The organism is Aquitalea sp. ASV15 (assembly GCF_016429115.1).
In the GTDB taxonomy this organism is placed as follows: Bacteria; Pseudomonadota; Gammaproteobacteria; order Burkholderiales; family Chromobacteriaceae; genus Aquitalea; species Aquitalea magnusonii.
Genome location: NZ_JAELTZ010000052.1, coordinates 18,548 through 27,816, shown reverse-complemented (window position 1 = coordinate 27,816; position 9,269 = coordinate 18,548). Strand labels below are relative to the sequence as shown.

The 9,269-nt window shown below is 62.6% G+C and carries 10 protein-coding genes; 1 reads left to right on the top strand and 9 read right to left on the bottom strand.

The window, feature by feature from the left end:
• Positions 1 to 503 (top strand): helix-turn-helix domain-containing protein (locus JHD64_RS17795; RefSeq protein WP_304506652.1); only part of this gene is annotated, 503 nt, incomplete at its 5' end.
• Between the two features lie 108 nt (positions 504 to 611).
• Here JHD64_RS17795 and JHD64_RS17790 read toward each other — a convergent pair.
• The 9 genes from JHD64_RS17790 to JHD64_RS17750 all read right to left on the bottom strand — a co-directional run bounded on the left by JHD64_RS17790 (position 612) and on the right by JHD64_RS17750 (position 8,906).
• Positions 612 to 1,421 carry a MetQ/NlpA family ABC transporter substrate-binding protein gene (locus tag JHD64_RS17790; protein ID WP_199054666.1) on the bottom strand — a complete coding sequence of 270 codons (810 nt, stop codon included), beginning with the start codon at positions 1,419 to 1,421 and terminating at the stop codon, positions 612 to 614.
• Between the two features lie 44 nt (positions 1,422 to 1,465).
• On the bottom strand, positions 1,466 to 2,821 hold the full coding sequence (locus JHD64_RS17785) for an LLM class flavin-dependent oxidoreductase (RefSeq protein ID WP_199054664.1): 1,356 nt from the start codon (positions 2,819 to 2,821) through the stop codon (positions 1,466 to 1,468).
• Between the two features lies 1 nt (position 2,822).
• Positions 2,823 to 4,058 carry an SfnB family sulfur acquisition oxidoreductase gene (locus JHD64_RS17780; protein ID WP_199054662.1) on the bottom strand — a complete coding sequence of 412 codons (1,236 nt, stop codon included), beginning with the start codon at positions 4,056 to 4,058 and terminating at the stop codon, positions 2,823 to 2,825.
• A 12-nt stretch (positions 4,059 to 4,070) separates the two neighbouring features.
• Entirely contained in the window at positions 4,071 to 5,276 is a 1,206-nt protein-coding gene (locus JHD64_RS17775) for an SfnB family sulfur acquisition oxidoreductase (RefSeq protein WP_199054660.1), read from the bottom strand.
• Between the two features lie 14 nt (positions 5,277 to 5,290).
• Complete coding sequence (locus JHD64_RS17770) at positions 5,291 to 5,944, bottom strand: methionine ABC transporter permease (RefSeq protein ID WP_199054658.1); 654 nt, start codon at positions 5,942 to 5,944, stop codon at positions 5,291 to 5,293.
• Positions 5,937 to 7,067, bottom strand: a complete 1,131-nt coding sequence (locus JHD64_RS17765; protein WP_199054656.1) for a methionine ABC transporter ATP-binding protein — start codon at positions 7,065 to 7,067, stop codon at positions 5,937 to 5,939. Before JHD64_RS17765 ends, JHD64_RS17770 begins: the two co-directional genes overlap by 8 nt.
• 11 nt (positions 7,068 to 7,078) lie before the next feature.
• Positions 7,079 to 7,891, bottom strand: a complete 813-nt coding sequence (locus tag JHD64_RS17760) for a MetQ/NlpA family ABC transporter substrate-binding protein (RefSeq protein ID WP_199054648.1) — start codon at positions 7,889 to 7,891, stop codon at positions 7,079 to 7,081.
• A gap of 196 nt (positions 7,892 to 8,087) precedes the next feature.
• The gene (locus tag JHD64_RS17755) at positions 8,088 to 8,678 is read right to left on the bottom strand and encodes a malonic semialdehyde reductase (protein ID WP_199054647.1); all 591 of its coding nucleotides are present in this window, start codon (positions 8,676 to 8,678) and stop codon (positions 8,088 to 8,090) included.
• A gap of 9 nt (positions 8,679 to 8,687) precedes the next feature.
• Positions 8,688 to 8,906, bottom strand: coding sequence for a molybdopterin-binding protein (locus JHD64_RS17750; RefSeq protein WP_045847830.1), 219 nt, complete (start codon positions 8,904 to 8,906; stop codon positions 8,688 to 8,690).
• Positions 8,907 to 9,269: the final 363 nt, after the last annotated feature.

The following is a 9,269-nucleotide window of genomic DNA, read 5'->3' as shown; positions in this document are numbered from 1 at the left end:
GCGACCGCCCCGGCGACATCCTGCCGCTGGCCCGGCATTTTGTGGACGAATACCGCCAGCGCCTGGGCTATGGCGATGTCGCCCTGCATGCCGATGCCGAGCGCAAGCTGCTGCAACACCCGTGGCCGGGCAATATCCGCGAACTGGAAAACGTCATCCACCATGCCTTGCTGATCTGCAAACAGAATGTGGTGCGCGGCGAAGACTTGCAGCTGTCTTCGCTGCAACTGAACCGCCGCCACGAGCGCCACAACACGCCGGCAAACCCTGCGCTCAACGGCCAGGACGCGGACGAAGGACACCAGCAGTTGCAGCAGGCCTTGCAGGCCCTGTTTGAAACCAATGGCAGCCATCTGTACGAAGACATCGAAAGCACCATCATCCGCGCCGCCTATAACTATTGCCACCGCAACCAGGTGCAGGCCGCGCGCCTGCTGGGTATCAGCCGCAACATCATCCGCGCGCGGCTGATCCGGCTGGGGGAAATCAGCGCGCTGCGCTAAGTGCGGTCAAACGGCCAGCCAGCGCTGGCTGTCGACCAGGCCAGATGGCCCTCAGCAAAACAGGCCTTGCCGCAGCAATGCCTGTTTTGCTTTGCTCAGGATAAGCGCCTATTTTTGCCAGGCCAGGCTGTAGAGCTTGTCGTTATTGGCATAGGACTTGCGAATCTGCGCCTTCACTGCCGGGGAGCTCTGGTAGATCTGCACAAACTTCAACAGCCGCGGGTCACGGGCATTGTCTTCGCGGGCGACAAAACGCAAGGCGTATTGCTCGTCATCCTTGCCGGAGAAAATCAGCGCGCTGCCGGGGTCGAAGGCATGCGCCGCCACAATGAAGTGCGGATAACCCTGTGCCAGATCGACATCATTCACCACCCGCACCAGCTGCGGGCCTTCCACTTCCACAAACTCCAGCTTGCGCGGATTGCTGACAATATCGCTCAGCTTGCCGCGTGCGCCCACGCCGTCGCGCAGCTTTACCAGCCCGGCTTTTTGCAGCAACAGCAAGCCACGGCCCTGATTGATGGGGTCGCTGGCAATGGCCACCTTGGCACCGGTTTTCAACTCACCAAACTGTTTGATGCGGCTGGAGTACAGGCCGATATTGGCCAGAATACCCAGCCCTACCGGCTTGAAATGATAGCCCTGGGTCTTGATGACATTGTCGAGAAACGCCTGATGCTGGAAGTAATTGGCGTCCAGGTCCTTGCTGGCCAGGGCTACATTGGGTGTGGTCCAGTCGGAAAACTCTACCACCTCCACGTCCAGCCCCTGCTTTTTCGCCTCCTGCGCCGCCACTTGCACCGAGTCGGCATAGGCGCCTGGTGTAACGCCAATCTTCAATGCCGCCGCCAGTGCGCCTTGCGCCAGCAGCAGGCCGACCAGCGCCAACGCGCCCAGTTTCTTCTGCTGAAGTTTCATGATTTTCCCTTGCGTGTGTGATGTTGTTTTGGTTTCTTGTCGCTTCAGCGTGGCCGGTAGCCCGCTGCGGCATGGCGCGCCGGTAGCCGGTCGCCTTCGGCAAACAGCTTGTGGCGCAGGCTGCCTTCGGCATAGGCCGTTTTGTAACTGCCACGGTTTTGCAGCTCCGGAATCACCAGGTCGATAAAGTCTTCGTAGCTTTCCGGCGTCACGGTGCGGGACAGGTTGAAGCCATCCACCCCCACCTCGTTGACCCAGCTTTCCAGCTCGTCCGCCACACTGGCAGCATCGCCCACCAGCGTCGGGTAACGACTGCCCAGCCGGAAGCGTTCCAGCAGCTTGCGCCGGGTCAGCTGGTTGGCGGCGGCGGTTTTGGCTGCCGACTGGATGGCATTGCTGCCACCGTATTCAATCGGGTCGTCCAGGCCGTAACGGCTGAAGTCCACCCCAATACTGCTGGCAAAGTGAGCCAGACCTGCCTCAGCACTGGCGTACTGCCAGTAGTCGTCAAACTTCTCCTGCGCCTCGGCCTGGGTTTGCCCCACCACGGCGGCGATGCCGATGAAGATTTTCACATCCTCGGCACGGCGACCGGCGGCCACCGCCTGACGGCGGATGTCCTGCACCAGCTGGCGGGTTTTGTCCTTGTCCTGCGCGGCAATGAAGATGCCCTCGGCGTGGCGGGCGGCAAACTGTTGGCCGCGCTCCGAGCTACCCGCCTGAAACAGCACCGGGGTGCGCTGGCGCGAAGGCTCGCACAGGTGGTAGCCATCCAGCTGGTAGAACGGCCCCTGATGGCTGATGCGGTGGATGCGACTGGCATCGGCAAACACCCGCGCCGCCTTGTCGCGCTGCACGGCCTGGTCTTCCCAGCTGCCTTCCCACAGCTTGTACAGCAGCTCCAGATAATCATCGGCGCGGTCGTAGCGCTGGTCGTGTTCGTCCTGAGTCAGCAAACCCATGGCACGCGCACCGCTGTCCAGATAACCGGTGACAATATTCCAGCCCGCGCGGCCACCGGTAAGGTGGTCCAGCGTGGACATGCGCCGGGCAAACAGATACGGCGGTTCGTAGCTGAGGTTGGAAGTAACACCAAAACCCAGATGCTGGGTCACTGCCGCCATGGCGGGTACCAGCAGCAAGGGGTCGTTGACCGGCAGCTGGATGGCTTCGCGCGCGGTCAGGTCTATCGACTGCTGGTACACATCGTAGACACCGATGATATCGGCGATGAACAGGCCGTCGAACAGGCCGCGCTCCAGCGTTTTGGCCAGCTCGGTCCAGTAACCCAGCGTGTTGTAGTCCACCGAATTGTCACGCGGGTGGGTCCACAGCCCGTGGTTGATGTGGCCAACGCAGTTCATGTTGAAGGCGTTGAGCAGAATCTGTTTTTTCGCCATGTCACAGTGCTCCATGCCGCGGCGGCAGCACATCGTTCAGCAGGTAATTGCCGATGGCGTGGAATTTCCAGCGCACCGGGTCGTGCAGGGTGTGCACGCGGGCATTGCGCCAGTAGCGGTCCAGATTGCGCGCTTCCAGCGTGGCACTGGTACCGGCCAGCTCGAACAACTGACTACCGGCCAGCAAGGACACTTCGGTGGTCAGCACCTTGGCCTCCGCCACCGCCACCGAGGCTTCTGCCACACTGCACGCATCGGGGAAGGCCTGTGCCTGCAGTGCATCCAGCACCCGACCGGCGCGGCGCAGCAAGGCATCGGCGGCCCGCAAGCGCACCCGCAGATTGCCCACCCGCTCCAGCAAGAGCGGGTCGCGGCTGGCCTTGTCCACGCCGGAATCTATCCAGGGACGGGCATGCTCGCGCACATAGTGCAGGGCTTCCTGGTAGGCGCCTCGCGCCTGGCCCAGGTCGATGGCGCAGTGCAGAATCTGGGCAAACGGGCCGATGGGAGTGGGCCGGTCAAACGAGGCCTTGAACGGCACAATCCACTCCGGCTCCACCCATACCTGGCTGAAGCCGACCGAACCACTGCCGGTGACGCGCTGGCCGAAACCGTCCCAGTCGTCGGTAATCTCCACCCCATCACTGTGGCGCGGGATGAAAGCCAGATAGCTGTCCTGGTTGTCATCCACCACCAGCGTGGGAATCCACTGCGCATACAGCGCGCCGGTGCAATAAAATTTCTGACCGCTGACGCGATAGCCCTTGCCCTCCGGCGTCAGCCGGGTGCGGCGCTGGTAGTCCTTGTGGCCGATTTCAGCCAGCGCATTGCCAAAACGCACGCCTGCGAGCGCCAGGCCGTAGAAAAAGCGCTTTTGTTCTGCGCTGCCACCCACGCGCAGCACTTCCAGCGCGTAGAAATGGTTTTGCGGAATCTGCGCCAGCGAGCCGTCCGCCGCGCTGATGGTGGCAATCACCTCCGCCAGCGTGACCGCGGACACGCCGGCACCACCATATTTGCGCGGCACGGTAATGCCCCACAGCCCGCTCTGGCTATAGCCTTCCAGCTCGGCCCAGGGCAGGATGCGCTCACTGTCGCGCCGGGCGGCGTCGCGGGCAAATTCGCCAGCCCAATGGCGGGCCAGTTGCAGCGCTTCTTCATCGCTGTCGATACGGTGGGCCGCCAGCGGCTTGGCCTGCTGGCCCTGCACCGGGCGCACTGCAGCCACTTCACTCATGCTGCTCTCCTTTCAATTCCATTGATGACGTGCCGGAAACACACCGTTCAGGCTGTAATTGCCAATGGCGTGGTACTTCCAGCGCACCGGGTCGTGCAGGGTGTGCACGCGGGCATTGCGCCAGTGGCGGTCCAGCTGGTGGCGCGCACGGGTGGCGGCCGAACCGGCCAGTTCGAACAGTTTTTCGCTGGCTTGCAGGGCAATTTCGGTGGTCAGCACCTTGGCTTCGGCCACGGCAATGGAGGCTTCGGCACTGATGGCATCGGTCACTTCGCCCGTGCGCAGGCGGTCCAGCGTGCGGGCGGCATCGTCCAGTACTTCCAGTGCGGCATGCAGGTCGATCTGCAAGCGCGCCACCGCCTGAATCACATAAGGGTCGTCACTGGCACGGCTGAGGCCGGAATCCAGCCAGGGCCGGGCATGCTCACGCACAAACAGGATGGCGTCGCGCAGTGCCGCTTCGGCAATACCGGCGTCAATACTGGCCTGGATCAGTTGCGAAATGGGCCCGGTGAGATTGGGGCGGTCCGCCAGCTGCCATACCGGCAGCAGCTGCGCCTCCTCCACCCGTACCCGCTCAAAGCGCACCGTGCCGCTGGCGGTAGTGCGCTGGCCAAACGAGGACCAGTCGTCGATGACTTCCACGCCCGGCGCATGCCGTGGCACCAGCACCTGTACGGTGAGGCCGGATTCATCGCGGGCGCGGGTGGGAATCCAGTCGGCAAACAAGGCCCCAGTGGAGTAAAAACGCTGGCCGCTCAGGTAAAGCCCGTCCGCCTCGCGGCTCAGCCGGGTACTGAGCTGCTGCATGGGCTGCTTGCCCTTTTCCGGCCCGGCATTGCCCAGACGACGCCCGGACAGCACTTCGCTATAGATGAAGCGCAACTGGGCCGGCGTAGCCAGCAGCGGGAACAGTTCCAGCACGGCAAAGTGGTTTTGCGGAATCTGCCCCAGCGAGGGGTCGGCCGCGCACAGGGTGCGGAACACCCGCGACAGTGTCAGCAGGCTGACGCCGGCACCACCATAGGCACGCGGCACGGTAATGCCACCCAGGCCGCTGGCGGAATAACGCGCCAGCTCGGCCCAGGGCAGGCGGCGCTCACGGTCGCGCACGCCGGCTTCCACGGCGAACTCGGCCGCCAGCTGGCGTGCCACTTCCAGGGCTTCGGCATCACTGCGGATCAGTGCAGCTTCTTGCAGGATTGCTTGTTGAGTCATGAATGGTTTCCGGCTTATTGACGATGATTGAGACGACGCGCCAGCACGTCACCGGCGGTTTGTACCACGCTGACCAGCACCACCAGGCCAATGAGCACCGACACCATTACCTGGGTATCAAAGCGCTGATAGCCATAGCGGATGGCCACGTCACCCAGGCCACCGGCCCCCACGGCACCGGCCATGGCCGAGGAGCCGATCATCGCCACCAGGGTGATGGTGAGGCCGGAGACAATGCCCGGCAGCGCTTCAGGCAGCAGCACATGCCACAGCACATCGCGCTTGCGCCCGCCCATGGCCTGCACCGCTTCAATCAGCCCGCGGTCCACTTCGCGCAGGCTGACTTCGGCAATGCGGGCAAAAAACGGAATCCCGGCCACCGACAGCGGCACCACCGCCGCCCACACGCCGATGGTGCTGCCCACCACCAGCCGGGTGAAGGGCAGCAGCACCACCAGCAGAATGATGAAAGGCACCGAGCGGAACACATTCACCACGCTGCCCACGCCCCGGTTGAGCCAGGGCCGGGCGTACAGGTCACCCGGACCGGTGGTCACCAGCAGCAAGGCCAGCGCCAGGCCGAAAATGGCGGACACCAGCGCCGACACGCTGACCATTTGCAGGGTCTGCCAGGCGGCAGTCAGATACAGATCAAAAGAATCAGGCATGGTCGACGTACCCCAGGATGCGGATATTGCCGACCGGAATGGCCAGCTGACGGGCCAGATCGCCCAGCCGGTTGCGCGACTGCGGCGCGCAGGCCAGCACCAGCCTGCCCTGCGCCCTGCCCTGTATGCGTTCCACACCGCCATGCAGCAGGCGGGTGGCCGGCCCCAGGGCTGCCACCATCGGGCCCAGCGCCGGGTCCTGCCCGCTGACGCCATCCAGCCGCACATCCAGCAGCAGTTCCGACTGCGCACTGGCCGGTTCCTGCACGATGCGCCCGGCCACATCAGCAGGCAGCTCATGATTCAGCGAGGCCAGCAAGGCGCGGGTGGCATCGGCCTGCGGTGCACCAAACACCTGCCATACCGGCCCCAGCTCCACCACCTTGCCTGCTTCCAGCACGGCCACGCGGTCGCACACTTCGCGGATGACGGCCATTTCGTGGGTAATCAGCACCACGGTGACCTTGAGTTGACGGTTGATATCGCGCAGCAGCGCCAGAATCGACTGGGTGGTTTCCGGGTCCAGTGCCGAGGTGGCTTCGTCGCACAGCAGCAATTCCGGCTGATGCACCAGCGCGCGGGCAATGCCCACCCGCTGCTTCTGGCCGCCGGACAAGCGTGACGGATAGACATCGCGCTTGCCCTCCAGCCCCACCAGTTGCAGCAGGCTGTCGACGCGGGCGTCAATCTCGGCCTGCGGCAGCCCGGCTATCTTCAAGGGCAGGCCGATGTTCTGCGCCACCGTGCGCGAGGACAGCAGGTTGAAGTGCTGGAATATCATGCCGATGCCGCGCCGCGCCTGCGCCAGCTGGGCTTCGTTCAGGCCGGACAAATCCTTGCCCGCCACCAGCACCTGGCCACTGCTGGGCGATTCCAGCCGGTTGATGGTACGCAGCAAGGTGGACTTGCCCGCGCCGCTGCGGCCGATGATGCCGAAGATTTCGCCACGCCGGATGTCAAAGCTCACCTCCTGCAAGGCCTGCACGCTGCGCCCGCCAGCCTGGAACTGACGCCCCACCTGCCGGAAGCTGACCAGCGCCTCCCCGGCGGGTTCCGCCTCGCGCTGCCACAAGGCCGGGCCTTGTACTACCTCTGGCCGGATTGCCTCTGCCAAAGCATTCATGCGTCTCTCCTTCACAGCCAGGCGGGGGCGTACAACTTGCCGAACACCTTGTCCAGCGAGGCACGCACCTGCTTTGATTGCTGATAGATGGCAATGAAGCGGCGGATTTGCGCATTGTTCACATCCTGTTTGCGCACCACCCATTGCAGCGCGTAAATCCTGTTTTCCAGCCCGTCAAACAGCAAGGCATTGTCCGGGTTGTCGCCCGCCAGTTTGAGGAAGGACGGGTAGCCTTGCGCCAGATCCACATCATCCAGCGAGCGCGCCAGTTGCGAGGCTTCCAGCTGCACGATTTGCAGCTTACGCGGATTGGCCACGATATCCTGGATGGTGGCCTTGTAAGCCAGGCCGGGCTTGAGCTTGATCAGCCCGGCTTTTTCCAGCAGCAGCAAACCACGGCCGCCATTCACCGGGTCACCGGCAATGGCCACCTTGCCGCCCAGCGGAATCTGGGCAAAGGATTTCCATTTGTGCGAGTACAGGCCGATTTTCATGATGGTGCCGGGGGCAATCGGCACAAAGTCGTAACCACCCTGCTTCTTGGCGTTTTCCAGAAACGGAATGTGCTGGAAATAATTGACATCGATATCGCCATTGGCCAGTGCGGCATTGGGGGTGTTCCAGTCGGAAAACTCCACCAGCTCCACATTCAGGCCCTGGGCCTTGGCTTCCTTCACCGCGATTTGCAGCGATTCGATTTGCGGCGTGGAGGACACCCCCACCTTGATGCCGTTAGGCCCGGCCACGGCCAGCGTACTGACAGCCAGCAGCAGCGTGGCCAGCACACCGCCCCAGCGTGAAAATTTGATTGTTGATGGCTGCATTGCAGACTCCCTGATGGTGGCTGCCGCAAGTGGGTGGGCAGCACATTCAGGGGACAGACTAACCATCCGGCATGCATCAACAAACCAAGAAAATCGCCGTTTTATATCTTAAATTCAGATAAATACCGGCAAATGACGACAAAAGCCGCCCATGCATGCACATGGGCGGCCAGCAGGATTGACATGGGCAATCTGGTCAAACGATGGCAGCTGCCTGTTCAAATGCCAGCCGGGGCCCACGCGGCGGCAAACCTTCCGTCACGCCATAGCCCAGGTTTACCAGCAGCAGGCTGCGCCACTGGCCGTCCGGAAAGAAGGCAGCATCCACGGCAGCGGCATCAAACCCGGCCATCGGCCCGGCATCCAGCCCCAGGGCTCGGGCAGCCAGAATCAGGTAGGCCGCTTGCAGACTGGCATTGAGCCGCGCATGCGGCTCCACCAGTTGCGGCAGGCCATCATAAAAGCCCTTGGCGTCGTAGGCCGGAAACTGCGCAGGCAGATGTTGATGAAAGGCCGGGTCCCAGGCCAGCACCACGGTGAGCGGTGCGGCGGCGGTTTTGTCGCGATTGCCGGAGGACAGCGCGGGCAGCAGCTTTTGCCGCGCCTCGACACTATGGATGAACAGATAACGGCCGGGCTGGCCGTTGAAGGCAGTCGGCCCCCATTTCAGCAAGTCGTACAACTGGCGAATGGTGGCCTCAGTGACCGGCTTGTCCTGGAAGCGGTGATTGGAACGGGCCGCCACAAACAGCTGTTGCAATGCGGCTTCGGGCAGAATGGCGCTCATGCCTGCTCCTTACGCCAGCGTGGCAATGGACACTTCGGTGGACTTGACGAAGGCAATCACCGGCGAGCCCACTTTCAGTTGCAGCTCGCGTACCGAGCGGGTTGTTATCACCGAGGTGACAATGCCGGAGGCGGTTTCCACATCCACTTCGGACAATACCGGCCCTTCCAGGATTTCCTTGATCACGCCCTTGAACTGGTTGCGTACATTGAGGGATTGAATGCTCATGACAGATCCTTTGTCTTTTGATAGCTGGCGGACAGGGTGGCCGCCTGATGCAGCCGCCCTGCTCGGCAGTCGCTACATCGGTAAGGCGCAGTAGCGTGATGTGTGGCTGCTATGTATTGGCAATTGCGTCATCGCGCCCCTGGGCGGATACCCTTGTTCTGCCCGCCAATACTACGTTGCAGCATGCGGCTGGCTAAGCAATAAAAACTGCAATGGATATGAAGAAAAATGACAACCACAACTGATGAATACTTTTGTCAGCCAACACAGCGCGAGTGGTTTCAAGCCACACGGCAGGCATGGCCGCAAGAGCAAGGCATGGCAAGATCCTTCTTGTAACACTGCCGGGTGTGCTCGCATCCC

What these genes read in the sequence shown, in the direction of transcription:
- JHD64_RS17775 (WP_199054660.1), bottom strand. Translation starts at nt 5,276, where the DNA reads ATGACTCAACAAGCAATCCTGCAAGAAGCTGCACTGATCCGCAGTGAT.
- JHD64_RS17770 (WP_199054658.1), bottom strand. Translation starts at nt 5,944, where the DNA reads ATGCCTGATTCTTTTGATCTGTATCTGACTGCCGCCTGGCAGACCCTG.
- JHD64_RS17765 (WP_199054656.1), bottom strand. Translation starts at nt 7,067, where the DNA reads ATGAATGCTTTGGCAGAGGCAATCCGGCCAGAGGTAGTACAAGGCCCG.
- JHD64_RS17750 (WP_045847830.1), bottom strand. Translation starts at nt 8,906, where the DNA reads ATGAGCATTCAATCCCTCAATGTACGCAACCAGTTCAAGGGCGTGATC.
- JHD64_RS17780 (WP_199054662.1), bottom strand. Translation starts at nt 4,058, where the DNA reads ATGAGTGAAGTGGCTGCAGTGCGCCCGGTGCAGGGCCAGCAGGCCAAG.
- JHD64_RS17760 (WP_199054648.1), bottom strand. Translation starts at nt 7,891, where the DNA reads ATGCAGCCATCAACAATCAAATTTTCACGCTGGGGCGGTGTGCTGGCC.
- JHD64_RS17755 (WP_199054647.1), bottom strand. Translation starts at nt 8,678, where the DNA reads ATGAGCGCCATTCTGCCCGAAGCCGCATTGCAACAGCTGTTTGTGGCG.
- JHD64_RS17790 (WP_199054666.1), bottom strand. Translation starts at nt 1,421, where the DNA reads ATGAAACTTCAGCAGAAGAAACTGGGCGCGTTGGCGCTGGTCGGCCTG.
- JHD64_RS17785 (WP_199054664.1), bottom strand. Translation starts at nt 2,821, where the DNA reads ATGGCGAAAAAACAGATTCTGCTCAACGCCTTCAACATGAACTGCGTT.